This is a genomic window from Sphingobium phenoxybenzoativorans, from assembly GCF_018286635.1.
In the GTDB taxonomy this organism is placed as follows: domain Bacteria; phylum Pseudomonadota; class Alphaproteobacteria; order Sphingomonadales; family Sphingomonadaceae; genus Sphingobium; species Sphingobium phenoxybenzoativorans.
The window spans coordinates 3,541,303-3,563,030 of the sequence record NZ_CP073910.1 but is presented as its reverse complement, the minus strand read 5'-3'; the positions used below and the strand labels follow the sequence as shown (position 1 = coordinate 3,563,030).

22 protein-coding genes and 2 pseudogenes are annotated in these 21,728 nt (G+C 60.0%); 12 read left to right on the top strand and 12 right to left on the bottom strand.

All coding sequences use genetic code 11. The features are described from left to right. Positions 1-464: 464 nt before the first annotated feature. The 9 genes from KFK14_RS17645 to KFK14_RS17605 form a co-directional block, all read right to left on the bottom strand. Positions 465-1,247 (bottom strand): family 16 glycosylhydrolase, encoded by a 783-nt coding sequence (locus tag KFK14_RS17645; protein WP_212608577.1) that lies wholly within the window; start codon positions 1,245-1,247, stop codon positions 465-467. Further along, positions 1,244-3,337 (bottom strand): Ig domain-containing protein, encoded by a 2,094-nt coding sequence (locus tag KFK14_RS17640; protein ID WP_212608576.1) that lies wholly within the window; start codon positions 3,335-3,337, stop codon positions 1,244-1,246. Before KFK14_RS17640 ends, KFK14_RS17645 begins: the two co-directional genes overlap by 4 nt. Positions 3,338-3,398: 61 nt before the next feature. Then, entirely contained in the window at positions 3,399-3,776 is a 378-nt protein-coding gene (locus tag KFK14_RS17635; protein ID WP_212608575.1) for a hypothetical protein, read from the bottom strand. 65 nt (positions 3,777-3,841) lie between these two features. Then, positions 3,842-5,197 carry a phage major capsid protein gene (locus tag KFK14_RS17630; RefSeq protein WP_212608574.1) on the bottom strand — a complete coding sequence of 452 codons (1,356 nt, stop codon included), beginning with the start codon at positions 5,195-5,197 and terminating at the stop codon, positions 3,842-3,844. A gap of 10 nt (positions 5,198-5,207) precedes the next feature. Then, positions 5,208-6,107 (bottom strand): head maturation protease, ClpP-related, encoded by a 900-nt coding sequence (locus tag KFK14_RS17625; RefSeq protein WP_212608573.1) that lies wholly within the window; start codon positions 6,105-6,107, stop codon positions 5,208-5,210. Continuing rightward, the gene (locus KFK14_RS17620; RefSeq protein WP_212608572.1) at positions 6,100-7,401 is read right to left on the bottom strand and encodes a phage portal protein; all 1,302 of its coding nucleotides are present in this window, start codon (positions 7,399-7,401) and stop codon (positions 6,100-6,102) included. Before KFK14_RS17620 ends, KFK14_RS17625 begins: the two co-directional genes overlap by 8 nt. Before the next feature lie 10 nt (positions 7,402-7,411). After that, a complete protein-coding gene (locus tag KFK14_RS17615; protein ID WP_246524685.1) occupies positions 7,412-9,205 on the bottom strand; it encodes a terminase large subunit in 1,794 nt (597 codons plus the stop codon). A gap of 4 nt (positions 9,206-9,209) precedes the next feature. Next, positions 9,210-9,641, bottom strand: a complete 432-nt coding sequence (locus KFK14_RS17610) for a P27 family phage terminase small subunit (RefSeq protein ID WP_212608571.1) — start codon at positions 9,639-9,641, stop codon at positions 9,210-9,212. A 165-nt stretch (positions 9,642-9,806) separates the two neighbouring features. Beyond that, positions 9,807-9,956 carry a hypothetical protein gene (locus KFK14_RS17605; RefSeq protein ID WP_212608570.1) on the bottom strand — a complete coding sequence of 50 codons (150 nt, stop codon included), beginning with the start codon at positions 9,954-9,956 and terminating at the stop codon, positions 9,807-9,809. 137 nt (positions 9,957-10,093) lie between these two features. Between KFK14_RS17605 and istA (KFK14_RS17600) the strand changes: the two genes are divergently transcribed. Together istA (KFK14_RS17600) and istB (KFK14_RS17595) are read left to right on the top strand one after the other, a co-directional pair. Further along, positions 10,094-11,605 carry an IS21 family transposase gene (istA, locus tag KFK14_RS17600; RefSeq protein ID WP_212608569.1) on the top strand — a complete coding sequence of 504 codons (1,512 nt, stop codon included), beginning with the start codon at positions 10,094-10,096 and terminating at the stop codon, positions 11,603-11,605. Next, positions 11,605-12,336, top strand: a complete 732-nt coding sequence (gene istB, locus KFK14_RS17595; protein ID WP_281417191.1) for an IS21-like element helper ATPase IstB — start codon at positions 11,605-11,607, stop codon at positions 12,334-12,336. The genes istA (KFK14_RS17600) and istB (KFK14_RS17595) overlap by 1 nt, the downstream gene beginning before the upstream one ends. A gap of 160 nt (positions 12,337-12,496) precedes the next feature. Here istB (KFK14_RS17595) and istB (KFK14_RS17590) read toward each other — a convergent pair. The 3 genes and pseudogenes from istB (KFK14_RS17590) to KFK14_RS17580 all read right to left on the bottom strand — a co-directional run bounded on the left by istB (KFK14_RS17590) (position 12,497) and on the right by KFK14_RS17580 (position 15,638). Beyond that, positions 12,497-13,356: pseudogene (gene istB, locus KFK14_RS17590) on the bottom strand (IS21-like element helper ATPase IstB). Then, positions 13,353-14,610 (bottom strand): annotated as a pseudogene (gene istA, locus KFK14_RS17585) (IS21 family transposase). Before istA (KFK14_RS17585) ends, istB (KFK14_RS17590) begins: the two co-directional pseudogenes overlap by 4 nt. 179 nt (positions 14,611-14,789) lie before the next feature. Then, entirely contained in the window at positions 14,790-15,638 is an 849-nt protein-coding gene (locus KFK14_RS17580) for a DnaB-like helicase N-terminal domain-containing protein (RefSeq protein WP_212608568.1), read from the bottom strand. Positions 15,639-16,016: 378 nt separating this feature from the next. Here KFK14_RS17580 and KFK14_RS17575 point away from each other — a divergent pair, with 378 nt between their 5' ends. From KFK14_RS17575 to KFK14_RS17530, 10 genes are all read left to right on the top strand, one after another. After that, on the top strand, positions 16,017-16,853 hold the full coding sequence (locus KFK14_RS17575) for a hypothetical protein (RefSeq protein ID WP_212608567.1): 837 nt from the start codon (positions 16,017-16,019) through the stop codon (positions 16,851-16,853). Between the two features lie 351 nt (positions 16,854-17,204). Further along, positions 17,205-17,567, top strand: coding sequence for a hypothetical protein (locus KFK14_RS17570; protein WP_212608566.1), 363 nt, complete (start codon positions 17,205-17,207; stop codon positions 17,565-17,567). Continuing rightward, positions 17,564-18,172 carry a hypothetical protein gene (locus KFK14_RS17565; RefSeq protein ID WP_212608565.1) on the top strand — a complete coding sequence of 203 codons (609 nt, stop codon included), beginning with the start codon at positions 17,564-17,566 and terminating at the stop codon, positions 18,170-18,172. The genes KFK14_RS17570 and KFK14_RS17565 overlap by 4 nt, the downstream gene beginning before the upstream one ends. A gap of 280 nt (positions 18,173-18,452) precedes the next feature. Next, the gene (locus KFK14_RS17560) at positions 18,453-18,875 is read left to right on the top strand and encodes a hypothetical protein (RefSeq protein WP_212608564.1); all 423 of its coding nucleotides are present in this window, start codon (positions 18,453-18,455) and stop codon (positions 18,873-18,875) included. Beyond that, positions 18,875-19,192 carry a hypothetical protein gene (locus KFK14_RS17555; RefSeq protein ID WP_212608563.1) on the top strand — a complete coding sequence of 106 codons (318 nt, stop codon included), beginning with the start codon at positions 18,875-18,877 and terminating at the stop codon, positions 19,190-19,192. The genes KFK14_RS17560 and KFK14_RS17555 overlap by 1 nt, the downstream gene beginning before the upstream one ends. A gap of 22 nt (positions 19,193-19,214) precedes the next feature. Then, positions 19,215-20,372, top strand: coding sequence for a DUF6551 family protein (locus KFK14_RS17550; protein ID WP_212608562.1), 1,158 nt, complete (start codon positions 19,215-19,217; stop codon positions 20,370-20,372). Then, complete coding sequence (locus KFK14_RS17545) at positions 20,369-20,644, top strand: hypothetical protein (protein WP_212608561.1); 276 nt, start codon at positions 20,369-20,371, stop codon at positions 20,642-20,644. Before KFK14_RS17550 ends, KFK14_RS17545 begins: the two co-directional genes overlap by 4 nt. 174 nt (positions 20,645-20,818) lie before the next feature. After that, positions 20,819-21,265, top strand: coding sequence for a hypothetical protein (locus KFK14_RS17540; RefSeq protein ID WP_212608560.1), 447 nt, complete (start codon positions 20,819-20,821; stop codon positions 21,263-21,265). Then, positions 21,262-21,468: a hypothetical protein gene (locus tag KFK14_RS17535; RefSeq protein ID WP_212608559.1), complete on the top strand. Its 207-nt coding sequence runs from the start codon at positions 21,262-21,264 to the stop codon at positions 21,466-21,468. The genes KFK14_RS17540 and KFK14_RS17535 overlap by 4 nt, the downstream gene beginning before the upstream one ends. Beyond that, on the top strand, positions 21,465-21,668 hold the full coding sequence (locus KFK14_RS17530; RefSeq protein ID WP_212608558.1) for a helix-turn-helix transcriptional regulator: 204 nt from the start codon (positions 21,465-21,467) through the stop codon (positions 21,666-21,668). The genes KFK14_RS17535 and KFK14_RS17530 overlap by 4 nt, the downstream gene beginning before the upstream one ends. Positions 21,669-21,728 lie beyond the last annotated feature (60 nt).

Genomic DNA, 21,728 nt, shown 5'->3' with positions numbered 1-21,728 from the left:
CGCGGGTTCGCCCAACCGTCAGCCGGAGGTAGAAGCCTAACGCCCGCGCTGCGTTTTCTGTGATTTAGTTTATCTGAATATTCCGCCCTCGGACCACTATGACGGATATGATGTAATGAAGCGACACCAGCAATCTCCGCTTAAGATAGGCCCTGTAGGATCCGCCTGCTTTTAGTGAGGTACGATATGGAAATGATCTGGATGATGAGATACGATGTCGGGGACAGGCAAGAATTTTACATAGCTGGCGTTGAAACCAAACGGCAGGCGCTAGAGCTTGCTGCTCACAAGGGAGTTGCCGGTGAGCCTGCAGTTATCAAAAAGGTCGTAAATCGGTTTGGACTTCACGCTGGCCAATTTAGTCAACCTCCCATTACCTGACAGCTGAATTGAAGCGCAGCTTGTGTCGCATGGTTGATTCATGATCTCGCCGATCTGAGCAAGCAGGAGGTCGTTAGGATGTATCACCTCCACACCCGCACATAATCTACCTGCATTGTCTGCGGCAGCGTGTATTCTGGCTTCACTGGGGCCTGCATGTTGAGTGTCAGCAGCCAGTAAAAGCGGCTTTGGAAAAATTCATCATCCGCGGCGAACCGGGCGACCTCTTTGCGGTCCTGATAAAAGACCACGGCTTTCCGGCCATCCAGTTCGGATATGCCGCGCAGGTCTACGCCGTGCGTGTGCCACTTGAAGTCCGCCAATTCCGGCACGCCCGTATAATGGCTGCTGTGGACATCCTTTTGCCCCGCATAATGCCAGCGGTGGAAGCTGTGGTGATGGCCCTTGGCGTCGCCCTCGCCGTAATATTCGATGACATCCAGTTCGAGGTGCCCGCGTGACTTCGGATCGTCCGGGGAGAGCAACCAGAAGCCGCCCCATGTGCCTTGGGCGCGAGGAAACCTGATCTTCGCCTCCCAATAGCCGCCAGCTTGTGAAAAGCTGTTCGCGGTTGTCATCGGAGCGCCAGAACCGGCTTGGTCGATGGTGACCGTCTGGACGTTGCCACAGCGAACATCGCCCTTTTCGTCCTTGTAGGCGGTGATATTCAGAACACCGCCGCCGATCTCGTAAGCCTGCCCTGTATGAGGGTCGAACTTGCCGCCTCCATAGTCGGCGTGCTGACGCGCAAAGAGCTTAGGGCCGTATAAGGTGGTGCCCGCGTTGAAGTTCTGCTGATATTTCCCATCGCCGGATATACCGACCAGCGGTTGCCCCTTGAAGGCTTTGGACCACGGGCCGTTCATGCATAAACCTTGAAATTGTCAAAATGCAGGCCTGTATTTGCGCCACTTACATTTGAGAGGTTTCTTATTCCAACCGCCCCCGACGCGGCAAAAGACGTGTCATTGAGATTTATAACCTCAACGTCATTGACGTAGCATCTGATGTTTGAGCCGGAGAAGGCCATCCTAAGCTTGCTTGTTTGCCCGGCAACGGGTGTGTAGGGGACCGACGCAAGCTCGGTGAGCGAGCCGGCGACGTACCTGATCAATGCCCACCTATCAGACCCGCGCAGACCAAAATTGTAGTTGTTAATATTATCGACTTGGCGGCCAATCAGATATTGGGCCTGATTTGTTACTACTGATTGGAAGGTCACTTCAGCTTCGACCGAGTAATCAGCACTTGGTAGGGTGACACCCAATGTATACATGCTTGGGTTCGCAGAAATGTAGGCTGCGTTCGCTCCATCAATAAGTACGCTACCGCTGATTGCGGTCCATGACTGTCCTGTATCAGCCGGGCGAGCCGTGAGATTGGTGCCGTTCGATCCCGTGAAGGTATCAACGGCCAGGGCATTGGCGATGGGCACGGCGCACGCCAAGTCTGCGATCGCGCCAAGGGAATCAGTCACCCGCAAAGTAAAGTTATAGGTGTTCGCGGTCGTCGGTGTTCCAGCGACGGCCCCTGTTGACGGGTTGAGCGATAAGCCAGCAGGAAGCGTCCCCGCAGTGCGCTGGAACGTGAATGGTCCCGTACCGTTCACAACCGTTGGCGTGAAAGAATAAGGAATTCCGATTGCGCCGGATGGAGGATTGCCAGTGAGCGCCAGCGCGCCTGCCGCCATTATGTTAGGTACGATTGCGGTTGCCGCATTCTGAAGAAGCGTCCACATCGTTGCACTTGGGTGCGTGCCGTCAGCAGTCGCATAGTTCGCGGCGCCAGTAACCTTCCAAACGGAGGGCGTGCCGGCGTCAACGACTGTACTCAACAGGTCGATTACACCATCAATCTCGGTGCCGACACGGGCCAGTATCCACGTGTTGAGAGTTTCCTTGTCGCCCCCTACAGTAAAACGAGCTAATGGGGTTTGATTTGCGGCCGTTGCCCAACTGTCTGTGCTAGTCGTGCGAGGCCAGATCAGCGCCTGATAGACTTTTTTGCCCTTAGCCTTGGCAGCTGCCCAGATCGTCAGAAGATTAGCTTGGATGGCGGCTAGAGTGTAATTACCGCCAGACGCTTGGGTAAGATCGTTCGTCCCAAGGTTGCACAACAGCACATCGCAATAATCCAGCGCAGCCTGCCAACCCGTCTGTGTCGCATAAAGATATGCTTGGGAAGAACTCCGCGAATAGTCAGCGAATGGGTAAGGGCCGCCGGAACCAGCGTACAAAGCTGGTTTGATGTATCCGATGTTCCCGTGGCCGTCTCCCACATTGTCATAACTAGCTGCAGAAAAGAGGCTATCGCCCAATAAAAGCGCAGTATTTTTTGTCTTGATGCGCGTGGTCTCGACAAACGCAGCCATGATAGCTGCGGACTGAATTGCGCCACCCGCCGGTATGCTCAGCGCGCCCGTACCGCCTAGCTGAGAAACGGCAGCGGTACTCCCAACAAATGTTTCCCCTATATTTGCGTCCCGATTTCCGCCAGGCATGAGCTGCTGTCCAGATGCAACCAAGAAGCCGACGCGCTGATAATATTCGGCATTAGGCGGGATAGTGATTCCAGCCATTGCGTCAGACGCGTAATCTGTAGCCCCGGCTGGGATCGTGCCGAGAAGGTTACCGCCAAACGTGACCTGAGTGGAGACCCCGTTTCGCTCGATCCATAATTCGACCTGAAGATTGCTTGGCTGATTCTGTTGACCGACATTGTAAAAGAAGCCGTTGAAATGAAATTTCGGACTAGAAATGCCGTCCGGTCCGGCTTTGCAAAGGATACGCGCTTCAAAGCGTGTGTAATTCGATCCACCGCCTCCAACGAGCGAAGAAGCATTCATTGCCTGGCCGCGGGTGCTCGCGATCCTTGCTACCGCAACCGCTCCCGCTGGGCCGCTCCCATAGGCGTAAGCGTTCCGGATATTTCTATTCCGCAATGCAGATCGCGTCATAACCTAGCTCCAAATATGAAAGGGCCGCTCAGCGATGAGCGACCCGACGAGTACGGTCAGTTCATGCGATCCTTTGGTTCTTCAGGTTCTGAGCAACTGCGCTCTCATCAGAAGTCGTTGGATCATTAAAATCGATCCTCACCGCTTCCGCCGTTGCGGTCTCACGTGGGTCATTGTCGACCGCCGGATGCGACAGATCGATGTCAGGTACGATCTGGTGCGGGGCGCCGGAGGCCTCAAAATCTTCAGCGGGCGCAACATCGGCATGCGCGCCATCGTCAGCAGCTAATGCCTGTTCAATAGGACCCATTACGCCAGACCGGGTCTTTCCGCCCTTCTCAGCCGCAAGCAGAGCATTCAGGTCATCCTTCGAAAGGCCTTCCAGCCCGGCAACGACCGTCTCGACATTATTGTCGAGCAGTTTCAGCAAATCACTCATGATGTTCTCCAATGAAATGGGCCGGGGATTTCCCCGGCCCGACAGCCCCCAGACTCAACCTGCGATCAGGTCGAGATTTTCAGAGCCTTCATAGCGTCTGGATTCTTGACCCCGCCGCCCACGCGCTTCGTGGTGTAGAACTGGACGAAGGGCTTGTTGGTGAACGGATCGCGCAGGACCCGAATTCCATAGCGATCAACGACGATGTAGGTTTCCGCCATATCGCCATACAGCGCGACGATATTGTTTGCGCCAACGATCGGCATGCCCGGGATGTCGACGATCGGCACACCGGAGATGGTCGATGGCTGGCCAGCTTCAAAGGCCGGCTGCCAGATGTAGTTGTTACCCGCATCCTTGAGCTTGCGGAGCGCGCCGACGCTGCTGCGGTTTATAAACAGCTTGGCATTCGCCTCATAGTCCGCCGGCAGATCGTAGATGATCCCGAGGATGCCATCAGTCGTGATCGCGGCTCCCGCTCCGCTGTTCGTGACCTTGATATCGCCCCAAGGATGACGCGCGGCATTAGCTGCGCCGGTCACATAGGTAAGAAGGCCATGCGGCTTATTCGAGCCGTCGCCGGACAGGAACGCGATACCTTCCTGACGCGCGAACTCCGTGGAGACCTCGCCTGCCAACCAGGCTTCGATATCGACCTCAGCATCGTCGATCAGGCCCTGGGTGGCGCCGGGGTTCGCGTACAGTTCTCCCAAGGGGAAAGCCAGGGACGTGAACGCCGGCGTGCTGGTGGCGGGACGCGATGCCTGCTCTCCAACCCAACCCGAGCCGATAGCCCGGTCGGTAAAGACCTTGGTGAAGCCCGCACCGCTGATCGTCTGAACCGTTGCATACTCGCGGATTTTGGAAATCTGCTTGAGCCGGCCGGATAGGGTGCGATCCCACTCAACCGGTGCGAGATAACCGCCCTCGCCATCGGTCTTTGTAGCGGCAGCGCGGATCTCCTCCATCTTTTTCGAGGCCACATCTTTCCGGAAGTAAGCCGAGAAATCAGCAGTATATTCCGCATCACGGGGCTGCTCTTTACCGCCGTTCAACTTCGCAGCAGCGATCTGGATGGTGATTTCCTCGATCGATTTTTCGAGATCATCCATCGCCCCATTGAGACGATCGACCTGTTCGCTCAGGACAACATCCGCCTTGCCCTTCAGGGTCTCGTCATTCTTGGCCTTGAATTCCTCGAAGGTCTTGTTGAACTGCGCGAACAGATCTTTGACGTCAGTCGAGACTTCGGCGCGGACGCTAGCGGCAACGATAGCGCGCGGCAGCTTGGGCAGATCGAGCGTCGGCGCAATCAAGGGGTTCACCTCATCTTCGGGCGCAAGCGCCTGCAGGCGGGTAAACGGAAGCGTCAGGTACACGGATGCGGCCGCCAGCAAGGCGGGGATAGACATCTTTTTCATGATAAAATTCCTATTCCAGGATTTTCTTCAGCATGTCGGCGAATAGGGCCGACACTTCGGAGGTGCCGCCAGCGTCCTGCTTGGCGGCGGGGTCCAGGACAGCGTCACGCTTGCCCTTGAGTTTGTTGATGCGGGCGCGCGCCTCACTGCGGGTCGCGCCGCTTGCCATAAGGCTGCGCTCCATCACGCGAACATCGTTGGCGTCACGATCGGCCGCCTTCGCCTTTTCGTCTATCGTCACCTTGTCGGCCGACAGCAACTCATCGGCAAAACCACGCTCGATTGCGGTGGAACCCGACATATAGGTTTCCGCGTCCATCCATTTCGCAATCTCGGCCGCCTTCTGGCCGGTGCGCTGCGCGTATACATCGCACATCGCAGTATCGAATGGTGCGAGGAATTCCGCCGTTTCCTGCATGTCGTGCCGGTTACCGATCGCGATGACCCAGCAATTATGGATCATGATGAAGCTAGCAGCGCCGATCTCGATAGTGTCGCCAGCCATTGCAATGATCGACGCGGCCGAAGCCGCCATACCCATCACCTTGACCGTGATATCATAGGGGTGCTCGCGTAGCACATTGTAGATGGCGAGCCCTTCGAACATGTCGCCGCCAGGGCTGTTGATTTGGACCTCGACAGGGCGATCCCCAATCGCGCGTAGCTGCGCCGCGACCTTCTTCGCCGTCACCCCGCCGCCCGTCCACCAATCCTCACCGATGATGTCAAACATGGTAATGACATTGTCGCCCTGCTCCAAAGCAAGCGGTCGCACTCCGGCCGCGTCGGCCGACCAGCGATCCAGAACCTTGCTGCTGGTCAAGGCAGAGACCGACCGTTCTGCAGGGAGGGGCAAAGCAGCCGGACGCTCGCGCGCGAAGATGCGCGGGAATGAACGATGGCTATTCATCCTTGGGTTCCTTTTTGGCATTCGCTGGTGCTGACGGTGACGGCGGCAGATTTTCGCCGCCCGAAATTGGGTTCATGTCGAACGCGCCCCGGACCTCGTTCGGCGTGCGGTAGGGGGCCTGTCCAAGCGCCTTGGCGAAGAACTCAGCCTGATCTTTCAGAGAGCCACGCAGCAAAGCGCCTTCGTTGAACTTCACGTACAGCTCGTCGGCGTCCTGCTCGGCGATCGTCAGACAGGACCGCTCGATCGCCTGTTCCCACGCGACAAACCACGGCATCAGGCAATAGGTCACGAAGAACAGGCCGAGCGCCTCGATTCCAGAGCCCCAGCTCGTTTCGTCGAACATCAGCAGCGGGCGCGGCACACCCGTGATCCTAGAGATTTCCTCAGCTTGGCGGCGGCGCAATTCATCGAACTGACTGTCTTTGGCGCTGGCGATAAACGGCTTGGCCTTCAGGCCCTCTTCCAGCACCAGCCACGCGCCGGCGTTTTCCACACCCATATTCTGATCGGCCATGCTTTGCTTTAGCCGCGCGATCGCCTCCTCTCCGAGAGTTTCGTCGCTTTCAAGAGCCCCGCCGGCCATCACGCCACCGCTCAGCAACTTGCCGGCCGCACGCTCGGCTTGCGACGCGATGCCGATCGCGTTGAGGGCGATGTCCACCAAGTTGACGCCGATCAGCCCGTCTCGCGTCATTGGATGACGGAAATGAAAAACTTCCTCTTGCTGAAGCGTGACAGTGCCGCCCTTCGGCCGCCGATACTCGAATGTCAGCTTCCAATCGTCCGAAAGTTTCGGTGTAATCACTTTCCTTGGAAGCGGAATGATCTGCAGCACCTCTCTCCGCGGATCGCGGAGGATCAGTCCGTAAGCGTTGCCATCGAGCAGCGCCAAAGTCTGCATGTAGCTTTTGAATTCGAAGGCTGTCTGATAGCTATTAGGGCGCTTTAGCAGCACCCGATACAACTTCCTGTCCTTCGCCTTCTCTATGGTTCCGTCCGGCTTGCGCCGCATCAAATGCGCCGGCAGCATTCCCATGCTGGCCGCAATAAGATTTACCGCACGAAAGAAGGTGCTGTTGCGCAGCGCCATCTTTTCGCTGACGCCAACACCTGTCACGGACTCCGGTCCTTCGCGCAAGAAATCGCGAAGGACCGGGCTGTCCATGTCGTACGAGGTCCACGCCATGACGCCAGGTCCCGAAGGCGGAGACATTGCAACCCGGGTGCCCGACGCACTGTTACGCCGCCCGCCGGCGGCGCGAATATAATCGTTGGGGGAGAGGCCAGCCATTTACCCTCCCTCAGACCCGCAGGACGCCGCGCGTGGCGTAGACCGACTTTTTCTTCGGCTTGTCTGCCGTCGTGGCGGCACCGACCCCCATCGCGATCGTCACCATGCCGTCAATGCGTCCGCGCGAACGGGCCTTCTCGAAACAGCGATTGCCCTGCCCGTCCTCATCCAGGACGGCGTTTGCCGCGCAGGAATAGGTGACAGGCGAAGCGTCGATGACGATACGCTCTTCCAAAATTGCGTCTTCAGTCCGCGTAATCGAATGAGGCATGCACAGCTGCTTGTCCTCAAACCTGATGCGCTTACCCTGCGCGTGGCTGATGATCTTCAGCCCGCGCCCTTCCGGCTTACCCGGCCCCTCATATCGCCAGACAGGAAGCCCAACGACCTCGCAAGCGGTGATAAAATCCGCGATAAATGCCGGATCAACGACCAGTGCTTCAATGTTGTGCTCGGCCACCAGCACTGAAATTTGTTCGGCCACAAATGTATAGTCGATCGTCGCGCCAGGCGTGGCGGTCAGATAGCCGTCTTGCTCCCACTCGACATAGGGCGCGCGATCTGCCTCTGCGCGATCAGCGAGACCATCCTTCGTGGTCCAGTACCAGGTCTTGGACCAAAGAAACCCTTCAGGGTTGCGCCAAGTCGCGGTCAGCGCGGTAAGGTCATTCTTGCGCGACAGATCCAATGACAGCCAGCAGGCCAAGCCCTTCATGGCGCGGCTATCGACCGCGCCCTGCACCGCCGCCCACTTGTCTTCCGACAGCCAGAAGTCGGCCGCCCCAATATCGATCCCGAAGTAGAGCCGCTTCACAGACGACTTCGTCGACGGCCGCAACACGGCTCCTGCCACCGTCTCGCGCAAATTCTCGATCGGAAACGTCTCGCCCAGCGCGGGCAGCGCCTTCGGCCAGTTGTCCTCCGTCTCGAAGATCGATTCCCGGTCGGCTTTGTCGACCCGGGCAACGAATGCAAAGGCCGTGTCGTCCTTCGCTTCGCCCTTGGCGATCGACTGATACATGTCCGAATAGGACGTGCCGACGATCTGCGTCGTCGCAGGCGTGTTTGTCCCCAGGAGCATAAGGGCGTTGCCCCCGACCTTATCGATCGCGCGCTTCCAGTTCTCTAGCGCAGCGTCCGACTTGAATTCGTGGATCTCATCCGCCGCCACATACGAAGGGCGGGGGCCTGACTGGGCATCCCCTCCCGCGAGGGTGCGAAAGAACGATCCGCTGTCCGGGTGTTCCAGCTTCCAGGCGTTATCGCCTTCGCCGCGCACGATGATCTCACCGCGGCTTTCGAGACTGTCCCCCTCATCCTCATCTGGGATCTGTCCCCGGCACATAGCGACCGCGTCGCGGAACAGGACCGTGGCGGTCGCCTTGTCCTGGCCGATCGCGAAGCACTGCGCGCGCGGGATGTTGCAATAGCCCATCACATAAACGCCAAGGGCGCCCATGAGCGGCGACTTTGCCTGCCCCTTCCCCGTCTCCAGCCAGCCAGAGCGAAACCGCCAACGATTCGATGCTGTCCGCCAGCCGAACAGGCTGCCGACCACAAAGGTATGCCACTCCAAGGGGTAGAAAGGCTCGCCGGCGCGAGGCCCGTCCGTCACCGAAAATACGGCAGGCAGAAAGCCCAGCGCGTGCGCTGCCCCCTCAACGCTCCAATGCAGCCCCCGACTTGGCGCATCGCGCAGATCGCGAATGTGCCTCTCGGCGGCGTGCCGCAGCAAGTCGCCAGCTATGAAGTCTCCGCGAACCGCCGCCTCTGCCCAGGCCGTGGTCGGGTCGACCTCGGCCAAATACTTATTCCGCAACCGGCCTCAAGTAGGCAGTCGCCGCGCTGGGCTTCCGCTTCCTCGTAGTGACTTTCGCGCCAGCGCCGCGATCGCGCGGCGAGAGGCATAGATCTTTTTCGGCTGCCGCCGCCGCAGACGCCGCGTTCTGCATCGTAGTCCACCAGGGATTGTACGTCGGGACTTTCGTGCGCGGCGCCTTCATCACCGGCCCGAGCTTGGCGACCTCCTTCGCGGATCGATCGAAATTCACATAGGCGACGACCAGACGGATGATCGCATGTCCATTTGCAACCGACAGCTTCTCGGCCGCCCGAAGCTCGCGAACGATCACGCCCCAATATTCGGCGGCGCGCGCGCGGTCCAATTTACGGCTGAAGAATTTGATCCAGTCAGGCTGGGGCGGAACGCCGTCACCGCCATCAACAGCGGGAAGGGTCATATCAGGTCTCCCGGGTTGCGGGTTCGAAACCCTCCCCCCTCAATCTCAGCCTAAAATGCGCACGGAGAGGCCGTCCGGTGTCCAGGCATCAAGCCACGAAACTTTTGACCCGGGGGGCGTAATAATGTTGCGCCTATTCGATCCGTGCGCCGCCGCGCAACAATGTTACGCGCCTCGGTTCCAAGGGTGATCAGCACTCGTCGGTCGCCCGTCCCTGCCCACGCCCACCGCCTTGATCGGTGCGGCATGGCCGAACTGCTCGGCAGTCACCTCATCATGGCAGTCATCGCACAGGTTGCGCGTGTTGCTGTCCACGTCGAGGCCGCCCAAGGCCAAGGGTGTGTTTCGGCGTGCAAGTGGTGCCCACCTGACTCGGTGATCGGCGCCTAATCGGGGACCACCCCCGGGTCATCTATTGTCGCTCGCGATTGAGGCAGGCGACGAGGCGGAGGATGACGACGGTGGAGACGATTGGACGGATCAGGCGTGCGTATTTCGTACAGCGGCAGTCGGTGCGAGAGATTGCGCGGCGGCTGCATGTTTCGAGGAAGACGGTCAGGAAGGCGATCGAGGCCGAGGACTGCAAGTTCAGCTACGATCGGGCGGTTCAGCCGATGCCCAAGCTCGGTGCCCACATTGCCGAGCTCGAGCGGTTACTGGCGGAGAACGAGCGCAAGCCGCGGCGCGAACGGCTGACGCTGATCCGGTTGTTCGAGGCGCTGCGGGCGCAAGGATATGAGGGCGGCTACGATACGGTTCGCCGCCATGCCCGCCGCTGGCAGCGCGAGGAAGTGGGCCGGACGGCGACCGCGTTCGTGCCGCTGAGCTTCGAGCCCGGCGAGGCTTGCCAGTTCGACTGGAGCCACGAGGTCGTGGTGCTGGCGGGTGTGACGACGACGGTGAAGGTCGCCCATATGCGGCTGTGCCATAGCCGGATGTTCTTCGTGCGAGCCTATCCCCGCGAGACGCAGGAGATGGTGTTCGACGCCCATGCCCGAGCGTTCGCTTTCTTCGGCGGTGTCTGCACGCGCGGGATTTACGACAACATGACCACCGCGGTGGATGCGGTCTTCCTGGGTAAGGAGCGCAAGTTCAACCGCCGCTTCCTGCAGATGTGCAACCATTACCTGGTCGAGCCGACCGCATGCACGCCGGCGGCGGGGTGGGAGAAGGGGCAGGTTGAGAACCAGGTTGGCGTTGTGCGCGAACGATTCTTCACGCCCCGGCTGCGCTTCGCCAGCTACGCGGAGCTGAACGCCTGGCTGCTCGATCGTTGCCTGGAACACGCCAACGCCCATCGGCATCCTGAGCTTCGGGACCGCACCATCGCTGATGTGTTCGAGGACGAGAAGCTCGCGCTGATGCGCATGCCGAACGCCCCGTTCGACGGCTTCCACGCTGTCGCGGCGTCGGTATCCAAGACGTTGCTCGTGCGGTTCGACTACAACAAGTACTCGGTGGCAGCCCGCGCCCTCGGGCGTCCCGTTGAGGTCCACGGCTATGCCGACCGCATCGTCATCCGTCAGGGCGACGATATCGTTGCCGAGCACGATCGCCGCTTCGGTCGCGAGCAGACCGTCTATGATCCCTGGCATTACGTGCCGGTTCTGGCGAAGAAGCCGGGGGCGCTGAGGAACGGGGCGCCGTTCAAGCAACTGGCCTTGCCACCAGCGCTGGAACGTCTTCGCGGCAAGCTGAAGGGCAGCGATGATGGCGACCGGCAGATGGTCAAGATTCTGACTGCAGCTACGGTCGATGGCCTCGATGCGCTGGAAGCGGCTGCCTCCGAAGCGTTGGCCCAGGGAGTCACGAGCGCCGATGTCGTGCTCAATATCCTGGCCCGGTCCCGATCGGCGCCGATGGAGCCCAGCATCGCCACACCCGAGCATCTACAACTCAAGATCGAGCCCGTCGCCGATGCGGGCCGATATGATCGGCTACTGCCCGTGCGGAGGGCCGCATGATGATGGAGCGCCATGAGATTATCGGCCTGATGGCCGAGTTGAAGCTTGCCGGCATGCGTCATGCCTATGACGAGGTCATCGCCGATGCCCTCAAGCGCCAGCATCCCGTCCAGCACGTCGTCGGCGACCTGCTGAAGGCCGAAGTTGCGGAGAAGCACGCCCGTTCCATCAAGTACCAGATGACGGCCTCCAAGCTGCCGCTCGCCCGAGAGTTGGACGGCTTCGAGTTTACCGGCACGCCGATCAACGAAGGGCTGGTTCGCGACCTTGCCGCCGGCGACTTCCTCGCCAGCCAGCGCAACGTCGTGCTGGTCGGCGGTACGGGATCGGGAAAGACCCATCTCAGCATCGCCATCGCCCGCAACTGCATCCGTAGCGGCGCCCGCGTCCGGTTCTACAACACCACCGACTTGGTGAACCTGCTCGAACTGGAGACCCACCAGGGCCGGACCGGCAAACTAGCCGAACATCTCTCCCGGCTCGACCTGTTGATCCTCGATGAGCTGGGCTATCTTCCCTTCGCCCGAACCGGTGGCCAGTTGCTGTTCCACCTCGTCAGCCGCCTTTATGAGCGCACCTCGATCATCGTCACCACCAACCTTGCCTTCGGCGAATGGCCCACCGTGTTCGGCGACGCCAAGATGACCACGGCACTGCTCGACCGCCTTACGCACCACTGCGACATCATCGAGACCGGCAACGACAGCTGGCGCTTCAAAAACCGCAGCTGAACCCCGCCTGCTTGGGAAAGAAGACGATTTACGCCGTGCCGGAACGCCTCCGGGCTACGCCCTCCGCCATTCCGGCACGGCGTTGTCAACGGGCGCCGAAGATTCCGCAAAAGTGGGCATCTAAAATTCCCTAGTTTGGCGGGAGGGTTTGTTTCGGTGATCAGCCGTGATGGAGATCGGGCTTTTCCTTTGCTGGCGGGCGGCCGCGCCGTTTCGGCAAGGGCGGTGGGTTGATGGACGTTGCCATGCGCGCATGCTCGGGCAGGAGGTCGGCGTGCTGTCGCATGCGATAGCTGGAGCCCTCGATCTGGATGACGACAGCGTGGTGAAGAAGGCGGTCGAGCAGCGCGGTGGCCACCACCGGATCGCCAAAGACATCACCCCATTCGGCGAAGCCGCGGTTGGACGTCAGGATCATGGCACCCTTTTCATATCGGGCGTTGACGAGCTGGAAGAAGAGATTGCCGCCCCCGGGCGTGACGGGAAGATACCCGATCTCATCTACGACGAGCAGGGAGGATCGGCATAGGAAGCGGATCCTCTCGCGCAGCGTGCCCTCCCGTTCCGCCTTGGTCAGTGAAGCGATCAGATCGGCGAGCGGGATGAAGTAGACGCTCTTGCCCGCCTTCACGGCCTCGACAGCAAGGGCAGTGGCGATATGGCTTTTCCCGGTACCGGGAGGACCCAACAGATGCACCACCTCGGCCCGGTTGATGAAGTCCAGGCCAGCGAGCGCCAGGATGCGGTTCCGGTCGAGCGATGGCTGGAAGGAGAAGTCATATCCGTCCAGAGTCTTGATGATCGGCAGCCTTGCCATGCGCAGGGCCGCCTTGATCCTGCGGTTCTCCCGGAGCGACAGTTCTTCGTTCAGCAATATGTCGATGGCCTCGATGCCATCGATTTTGCCCTGCTCTATGCCGCGCAGGGTGGCGTCGAGCATCTCCAGGCGCGTGGCATTTTAAGATGGACCAGGCTGCGGCGGATATTATCGACGCGGGATGCGGCACCCCCATGGTTCATGGCCGTTCTCCCCGCGCCAGTTGGCTGCCGATCGCCTGATAGATGGCCAGGGAGCGCACAGCGACATGCTGGCCTATACGACCGATGGCGATTACCTCTTTGCCATGGATACGGCGCTTGGCGCCGCTGCCGCCTGTCCGATGCGTAGGATCGATCCTGTACTGTCGGCGCCCCTCAAGAACCGGGTGCTCGGCAATGACCTGGCCCAGGTCTACGATCCGGATCTTGTCGGGCAACTGCTGGATTTCGACGACGCGCCGGTGCGATCGGGAACGCTGTAGTAATTGCCGCCGACCGACCATCCCATCGTGGCTGACGCGGCGCTCCAGCTTCAGAACAGCGTCAAAGCGGCCCGCCGGAAGCAGCTGCAACTCAGGCTGCTCGGCGGCGAAGGCTTCAGCAATAATCCGCTGCGTCGTGCCGTGGACACGGACGTTGGCGACGGTATCGAGCCAGTCGATCAGCTGGACATTGAGATCGTCCAGATTGCGGAAGCTCCGGCCCAGGAAGAAGTCTTTGCGGAATAGCTGAATGGCCGCTCGACCTTTCCCTTGGTCTTGGCCCGTAGGGACGGCAGGCGCGCGGCACGAAGCGATAATGCCCGGCCAGAGCCAGCAATGATCGATTGTAGATGATGTGGCCCTGATCGTCTTCCCCGGTCACAGCGGTTTTCATGCGATCGTAGAGGATCTCGATCGGGACGCCGCCGAGCGCTTCAAAGGCCTGCATATGACAGCGCAACAGGCTTTGGAGATCCTGATGCATGACGTAGCGCGCAAACAGGAAGCGCGAATGTCCCAGCACCAGGCTGAACAGCCAGACGATCCGGCTGACGCCGGGCTCATCGGTAAATTCGACGACGAACCGGGCAAAGTCGACCTGTGCCTGCACGCCAGGCGGCGTCTCGAACCGAACCTCAAAGGGCTTAGGGCCGTTTTCCGGCCGGATCGCTGCCAGGAACCGCTTTACCGCGGTATAGGCGCCCATATACCCCAGCTCACGGATTTCCCGCGTCAGACGCGCCGCCGTCAGATCGGGAAAGGCCGTCACTCGCTCACGCAAAAATTCCAGATAGGGTGCCAGTTTGTTCGGTCGCCCCAGCATGCGAGGGCCGTAAACCGGGGCCTCGATGCCCCGTTCGATATATTTTCGGATGGTTTTGGGGTCGCGACCAGTGCGTCGGGCAATGGCGGATATCGATACGCCCTGCCGATGTAGTTCGAGGATCATCATCAATTCTCCAAGTCGGATCATCGGCCCCGTCTCCGTGTCTGCAAAGGAGATGAGGACAATGTCGGCTCATCTCATTCTGCCGGGGCTAGCCCCGGCAGAATGAGATGAAGGGGCCACCAACTAGGGAATTTTCAAAGCCCACTTTTGCGGAGAATTGCACGACCGATGACAGGCGTAAGCGCGCATCAAACCCCGGTCCCCTATTGAACGCCGATCCCGGTCCCCGTTTGCGCGCCGATTGACAGTCCATCCGACAGGGTAATGCGGTATACCTGCCGCTCGCCCTGGGGGAATATGCCTGTCACTTCAGATGCGGCCCCGTCGTGAGAAGCCAACTCGTCACCTATATTCAGGCTGCCCATCTGAACCCAGCCAGTGGGCGTCAGAACCTTGCAGTCGTCGGGTTGCGCCTTCCCCATGCTGGCTCGGGCGCCGACCAGCACATAGTCTCCCGGCCTGATGCCATCGGTGAGCTCATTGAAGTCGGACCAACCATACACGAGCAGCCCGGCTTCTATTTCGCCCCGCGCCAGCGCATCGATTCGATCGAGGGCCTCGGTGTAAGCGTCCCCGAAGCGAGCATTACGCTTCACGGCAGATCGAGACTGCACTTCGGTAATTCCCGCCTCGACCGCTTCCGCAGTAAGGCCAATGTCCTTCGACAAATCTGAGAGACTGGCCGCCGCGTGGAGCAGTTGATCGCGCAGGGCTCTTCGGCGCGCCATGTCAATGACATGGTCGACGGCGCCTACCCCGGCGGAGGCATATAGGCTATCCGAGAGACCCAGCAGATACTTTGCTCCGCCAAGTTCGGCAAAGGCTGGCTCCGAGGAAAGCGCCCGTGAGACGGAGATGGCATTAGCTTCGACGCCGGTTGCTAGGATGTTGCCTATTTCGGAATAGACCCTGCCAAATATGGCTTCCGAGAAATGTTCGGCGCGTAGCCGCGCCGCAACTCCGTCATAGAACTTGTTGTGGGCGAGCAGCGCAGCAATTATTCCGCCTTCGGCCTCGGTGGTGCTGGGCAAGGAGATGTCATCAAGAGTCATGTTTCTCACGCAAAAGGCGCTTCAGCGCTTTGCATGCTTCTTAGCCCTTCTATGATAGATCCTGCCTCGGGCGGAATTTGCTGATCGGGCCAGTTATTGCTGTCAGCGAACCACTCAACAAATATCTGAAAACTCTGCAAGGTGCAGGTGCTGCCGGCGCGGAGCCTCTCGAAGAACGCCCCTCGATTGACTACGATTGTAGCGATTCTAGCGAGGGAGCGTCCGCGGCGATCTGCCGAGGCCGTCTCATAGCTCTCGGCCAGACCGAGCAATATTTGTCGTAAATCCAGCATCATGTCCAAATACGGTACAGATACCGCACCGTCAACGGTATATTTACCGCGTTCTCCCCGCGGTATTTCGCGGTATAGGTGCCGCATGGATGGCAAGAATGACATTATTGCGTTGCGGGCACAGGCGGCGCTGACGAAACTTGGGCTTTCAGCGAGGGCTGCGTCCCTGGCTGCAACAGGCCAACCTGACACTCTCCGTTTTGTGTTTTCGAGGGGGGTTGTGCCCTCTTGGCAGAAGATCACCGACTTGGCGGCTGTGCTTCAGCTGCCCCCAGCCTATCTCGCCGGGAATTCTGACGACCCCACGCTCGACGCACGCACGCGGCGGTTTCTCAATAAGATCCGGCTGGAGAAAGGCCTGCCTCAGATAGACGATAGCGGGGCGCTTATCGAGCAGCGTTTTGCCAGCGGTGATATCGCCGCTACGCGCCGATCGGATGTTGAGGCGCTTATCGAAGAGGCTGGCGGCACAGAATCAATCCCAATCTTCGAAGACTTCGGGCATTTGAACGACTTTGTCTTTGTCGATGAATTTGGGGAAGTGGTTAGCGACCAGCTTCATAGCATCGATCTCAAAGAAGCGGCCGCGCGGGCTCGGAGGCCCAGTGGGGCTGAGGGTTATGGTATTCTTTACGGGACCGTCTTGTCGCAGGCAGTTACATCCCACCTCACCGCTAAACCCGAGCTTTTTATCTTCTCTATCGATAGAGAGCCCAAGCCTGGTGATTTTGCCCTACTGCACATTCGAGATGCAAAATTGACGAAGGCAATGCGGTTCATGTTTGTGCGCGTGATAGCATATGCGATCGAGCATATCGAAGTAGAGCGCCCCAGGGATCGCGCGCGGTTGCTCGTGCCACGCACAATTGCGTTGGGCGCACACCGGATGTTGTCAATGTCCGACCTCCTAGGATTGAACTAGTGCGGTAAACCTACCGCACATTTTTATTGACGCGGTAAATATACCTCGTTAACGTTGGTCCATCAGCTGATCGACCGTGTGGTCCGAAGACGCTGAAAACGCAGGAACGCGCTGACGGCGGCAATCGCTTAACACCATCAGCTGCTCGGCCGATCCTGCGCTCTACGACAGGAGGACCCGACGTGCCTAACAGCATTCAGTCGCGGGGCGATAGCGCCTTGCGAGCAGCAGAAATGCGTCGTCAGCTGGCGCAATTCCGAAATAACCCCCTCACGAAGGCCGACCGATCCGTATCGGTTGCAGCTTTCATACGGCGTCACGCCAAGGTCTGCGCTGTGGGAGGGCTTTGAAATGGAACCGATCACAGACTTCCGCATGTTCGATGGCTCGCGTCCGTTTTGTGAGGAAGACGCCCAGCGGTTTCTGAGCCAAGCGTATGCGATGACGCAACTTCTTAGGGTCGCGATCGAGGACGGCGAAAGCGTCACGCAGCACAGAGAATGCTATGATCGGGCGAACTGCCCGAAGGACTGGCCGTCTAAAGTCTATGGCGAGGTCCCCGAAAGCGCCATTGAGGAAATGACGCGGGCGTCGAGAGAGCTCGCGATAGGGGGAATTCGAACGCTGATAGCGCTTGGTGCCCACATCGCTGAGACCGAAGCGGATGCGCTCCGAGCGGAAATTCGCTCTCTGAAAAAAGGTAACGCGGCGTGAGCCTTCAGTGGGAGGCCGCCCTTACGGCATACCGCGCCGCGCGCACCGCAGAGATGGCTCACGACATAGCGACTGGGATAGACGCGTGGCGCGCAACTCCAGACGCGCCGGACTATATCGCTCCTGAGGTGTGGGCCGAGGCAGACCGGCTTCAGGACATCACTGCCGATGCCGAAGAAGCTCTGATGGCAATACCCTCTCCGAGCGCTGGTGCATTTGCATTCAAATATCTGATTGCGAAGGGCGACAAGCGGGGAGCTGACTGTTGGGATGCAATGTTCGAGGCGGAGGCCAAGCGCTTCGCCGCAGTACCGGACTGGCCGCCTTCGCAAGAATTTTCGCTTGCGTATGCAGAATGGCAGCGGCTCCGCGCATTAGCAGATGAGCTGGTGGAGGCGGACCCCAGCGATGGGGGGCTAGGAGAGAAAGCGTTCGCCGCGGCGGGCGATCAGGCCGATCGCGCCATCGCAGCGCCAGTCTCCTGCATCCAGGATCTGGAGGCGAAGGCCCGATTGATAATCAGCGAATATGCATGCTCGACTAAGCCAGATTGGCTAATCGAAGCGCTTGCGGCCGATGCGCGCCGTCTGACCGGTGCCGCATGAATTGCGGTGATTGCGTTTTCTGGCGCCCAGGCGCGCCGGTGCACTCGATGCTTCGGGCGCCGGAGGAATCGTCGTCCGAGATCGGGGTGTGCGAGCTAAAACCTCCTCAGGTCATTGCGGTGAACCACGCAGCAATGAGCGTCCAGCCTGTGACGCATCGGACCCGCGCGTGCGGATCATATGTCCCGATGGAGGAGGATGGCGATGATCCTGGCGGAGGCGAGCCCGTCGACCTGCAAAAATTCAGAGAACAGCGCGCGTCGCGCGCGAAGGAGGCAGCATGAAAGTCGAACAAATCACGCCTTTTTTCCCGGATGATGAGCAATCCCGCCTCTATCAAGCATTTCTGGATGCCAATGCCGCCCACACCATAGCGTGTGCGACGCCAAGCAACACACGAGAGGATCGCGTTCGGGCGGCGATGCTCGTCAGCAAAACACTGGCCGATTTTATGAAGGCCAGTGGCTGCCTGCATCAAGGCAGCCCCAACTCGGACGAGCGTGTCAAGGCGGCCGAGTCTGAGCGGGACAAATTGCTTGATGCCATGAGCGAAGCGTACGCGCTTATTTCGGCGGTCATGAAGGGCGACATGCTTTCATCGGTGCCGCCCGAACGGAGCGAGGCGCGCTGGCATAACATCGCCTGGGTGCTCCTAACGGAGTGCGAGCGCAAGCTACACGCTGCCGTCGGACACACTTTCTGATGGACGAACGCACCATCAGGCCTCGGCAAAACTACGCTTTCGCCGTCTGCCGCAACGGCGCGAGACTGGAGCGGACGCGCTTTGAAACGGTGGGCGAGGCCGGCGAGGAAGCCGAGCGTCAAAGCGCCAGGAATCCCGGCCGCCGATACATCGTCCTGAAGGAAATTGCTCGCGTCATCACCCAACCAAATCCAGCCGCAAAGCCCCCGCCTGCGGCTGGTGGAGCCGGGCGGCAACGCCCCCCCCGTCGCCCGGCTCCAAAGGGCGAGGCCGATAATGCCAGCCGCCGCGCCGTCGATCCGATCATGGATAAATAAGGGTCGGGAGCCCGAGCCTTGGGTGCGCGCCTATATGGTCGGCGAGCGCCAGCCCAACGGCACGTTCCTTATCAAGACGAAGCGAGGGCAGGCGCGCGTGCACGTAGGGTTCGCGGCCATCGAGCGGAACGGAGAGCCGTGGACGATGCATCCCGATAGCGTGAAATCCTTCGTTGCGGAACTTGAAGAAGGCGAGGCCGGATATGGAAACCTGCCCCGTACGCCGTCCAGCGGGCCGGAAGCGGAAGTTGCGCCGCGGGATGACGATACAGATGAGATCACACGTCGCATCCGCGCGAGTAGCGATATCGCTACGCGACCACAGCCCAAGGTCAAAGCAGTTGTGGCGATATCGCCACAACCAACGAGGACAGCGGTCGCTCGGAAGGCAAAGTTCGCCCCGCCACTCGGGATGCCGCCATCGATCGAGAATCGGAACCCGGCAGAGCTCAACATTGACGATGGCTATCAGCGGTCGATCGACACCGGGCCGAGCAAGGCCCTGATTGAGAGGATCGCGCGGTCATGGGATTGGCGGATGTGCCTGCCGCTGGTCGTGTCGAAGCGCGATGACGGGTCGCTATGGGTAATCGACGGCCAGCACCGGCATGCGGCCGCGATGTTGCGCGGCGATATCTCATATCTGCCTTGCTGCGTTGGCGTCTACGGCAGCGTGGCGGACGAGGCAGCGATGTTCGTGGCGATGAACCGCGCCCGGCGCGCCATCAATCGGCTAGATGATTTCCATGCTGCCCAGGCTGGCGGGGATGCAGAGGCGCTTCAGATCGCGGAACTGATAGAGGCGGCTGGCTTCACTGTCTCGCGAAAAACCGGCGTGGCGTCGTGGGTGCCGGGCGAGGTGGCATTCACCTCGGCGATCGGGGCCGTGCTTCGGAAGCATGGCGCTGCCGTGGTCAGCCAGGCCCTCGACATGATGGCGAAGGCCTTCCCGGGCGAGCGCCTCGTCGCCGGCTCCCCAGTATTCACCGCGCTCTGCCGCATCCTGGTCCGACCGCCCGATAACTTCGACCCGGAGCGGCTCGCGGCGGGACTGCGAACCTTCGACATGAAGGGCTGGGCCAGTTTCTTGGCCCAGGCGAAGGGCGGAGACGAGCGGGCGCAGCGGCTCCGGGAAACATTGTTGATGGCGTATGATGATGCTGGAAGGGTGAACGTATGAGCCGGGAGGCCGAACTCCGGGCGAGCGAGCAAATGCGTGATCGCATTGCTGCCTTTCTTCTAGGGGAGGCGCTTAAGAGACGCATGGATTCAGGTGGGGGGAGGGTTCGGCGCGCGCTAATCGGGGTGGCACGAGAGATCGCGGCCATGCCAGGCGAGTTGTTTCATCCGACCGATGGCGACTGCGGCCTCGCCGGCTTTTTCAAGCTCATAAAAGAGCAAGATGATCGCTATTTTGCCGAACTTCGCGAGCGAAGGGAAGGTGGGCCGTGAGGTGTCCCATGGAATCCCAAGGAGCCTCGCTCCCAGCACTTTTGCTTCCGCAGAAGCCCGAAGATCCTCACGGCTGTGAGTGTCTGTCTTGCCTTGATCCGCGCCGGATCTACCCCTGCCTATTGGAGGATGATGATGAACGATAACCTCCCGCCTTCATATGAGGAGGGCGCTATGGCCGTTGCGAAGCACCTTAATACAATGCTGGCCCCGCTCCCCTCGCTCGACGCCGCCCTTCGCGCCGCAGAGGAATGGAAGCGCGGAGATATGGGTCCGGAGATCACGGTCCCGCAAATATGGATCCGTATCGTAACCGCCGCCTTTGAGGCGCAAGTTCTCGGTCGGCGAAACCGCGAATTAAATGCGAAGCTAGGCCTGGACCGACCACAAGCGCCTATGGACGATGAGCTTATGGATGACGTTGCCGCAGATCTGGCGAACGTTGCAGCCCAACGCACATTTCAGCCATCGGAGGCTGCCGGGGTCCTTTATCGGGCGGCCACGATCATTGCGGTGGCCCATATACCACCGGAACGGGCACTGAAGGCTCTCGATGAGATGGCTGCAATCGTGCGCGCCGACGTTGCGCTTGCTATTGGGCATGGAGCGACGAAGCAATGACCGAAAAGACCTACGCCACTGGGAAGCCTCTTCCGCCGCGCTCAGAATGGGTGCCACGCCTGTTTTTTCGGAAAGAGGGCTTTTACGTCATCGACCTCCCAAGCGATGACGATCTGAACGCGCACGCAGAGGCGAACCCAGGCACCGTTCGGATAGAGGATGCTGCCGGCAACCTCCTGTGGCCAGAGGGCACGAAGCAATGACCGACCGGTCCAAAGACAACTTCTGTCGCCTGGCCGACGTGAAGGCCAGAACACGGCTCTCGCGGACAACCATATACCGCCGCATCGCCGCCGGCAGCTTTCCTCGGCCGGTCCAGCTCAGCGCCGGGCTGGTGGCGTGGTACGAATCGGATATCGATTCCTGGGTTGCCAATCCCATGGGGTGGGTGTCGGCCGCATGACAGCGGTAGGGGTATAAGTTGGGGTATCGGAATTAGGTAAGCTTTAAGAACCACGCAATT

Excerpts from the sequence above, each read along its gene's own strand:
- KFK14_RS17645 (WP_212608577.1), bottom strand. The coding sequence starts at position 1,247 with ATGAACGGCCCGTGGTCCAAAGCCTTCAAGGGGCAACCGCTGGTCGGT.
- KFK14_RS17640 (WP_212608576.1), bottom strand. The coding sequence starts at position 3,337 with ATGACGCGATCTGCATTGCGGAATAGAAATATCCGGAACGCTTACGCC.
- KFK14_RS17635 (WP_212608575.1), bottom strand. The coding sequence starts at position 3,776 with ATGAGTGATTTGCTGAAACTGCTCGACAATAATGTCGAGACGGTCGTT.
- KFK14_RS17630 (WP_212608574.1), bottom strand. The coding sequence starts at position 5,197 with ATGAAAAAGATGTCTATCCCCGCCTTGCTGGCGGCCGCATCCGTGTAC.
- KFK14_RS17625 (WP_212608573.1), bottom strand. The coding sequence starts at position 6,107 with ATGAATAGCCATCGTTCATTCCCGCGCATCTTCGCGCGCGAGCGTCCG.
- KFK14_RS17620 (WP_212608572.1), bottom strand. The coding sequence starts at position 7,401 with ATGGCTGGCCTCTCCCCCAACGATTATATTCGCGCCGCCGGCGGGCGG.
- KFK14_RS17610 (WP_212608571.1), bottom strand. The coding sequence starts at position 9,641 with ATGACCCTTCCCGCTGTTGATGGCGGTGACGGCGTTCCGCCCCAGCCT.
- istA (WP_212608569.1), top strand. The coding sequence starts at position 10,094 with ATGACGACGGTGGAGACGATTGGACGGATCAGGCGTGCGTATTTCGTA.
- istB (WP_281417191.1), top strand. The coding sequence starts at position 11,605 with ATGATGGAGCGCCATGAGATTATCGGCCTGATGGCCGAGTTGAAGCTT.
- KFK14_RS17580 (WP_212608568.1), bottom strand. The coding sequence starts at position 15,638 with ATGACTCTTGATGACATCTCCTTGCCCAGCACCACCGAGGCCGAAGGC.
- KFK14_RS17575 (WP_212608567.1), top strand. The coding sequence starts at position 16,017 with ATGGATGGCAAGAATGACATTATTGCGTTGCGGGCACAGGCGGCGCTG.
- KFK14_RS17570 (WP_212608566.1), top strand. The coding sequence starts at position 17,205 with ATGGAACCGATCACAGACTTCCGCATGTTCGATGGCTCGCGTCCGTTT.
- KFK14_RS17560 (WP_212608564.1), top strand. The coding sequence starts at position 18,453 with ATGAAAGTCGAACAAATCACGCCTTTTTTCCCGGATGATGAGCAATCC.
- KFK14_RS17555 (WP_212608563.1), top strand. The coding sequence starts at position 18,875 with ATGGACGAACGCACCATCAGGCCTCGGCAAAACTACGCTTTCGCCGTC.
- KFK14_RS17545 (WP_212608561.1), top strand. The coding sequence starts at position 20,369 with ATGAGCCGGGAGGCCGAACTCCGGGCGAGCGAGCAAATGCGTGATCGC.
- KFK14_RS17540 (WP_212608560.1), top strand. The coding sequence starts at position 20,819 with ATGGCCGTTGCGAAGCACCTTAATACAATGCTGGCCCCGCTCCCCTCG.
- KFK14_RS17535 (WP_212608559.1), top strand. The coding sequence starts at position 21,262 with ATGACCGAAAAGACCTACGCCACTGGGAAGCCTCTTCCGCCGCGCTCA.
- KFK14_RS17530 (WP_212608558.1), top strand. The coding sequence starts at position 21,465 with ATGACCGACCGGTCCAAAGACAACTTCTGTCGCCTGGCCGACGTGAAG.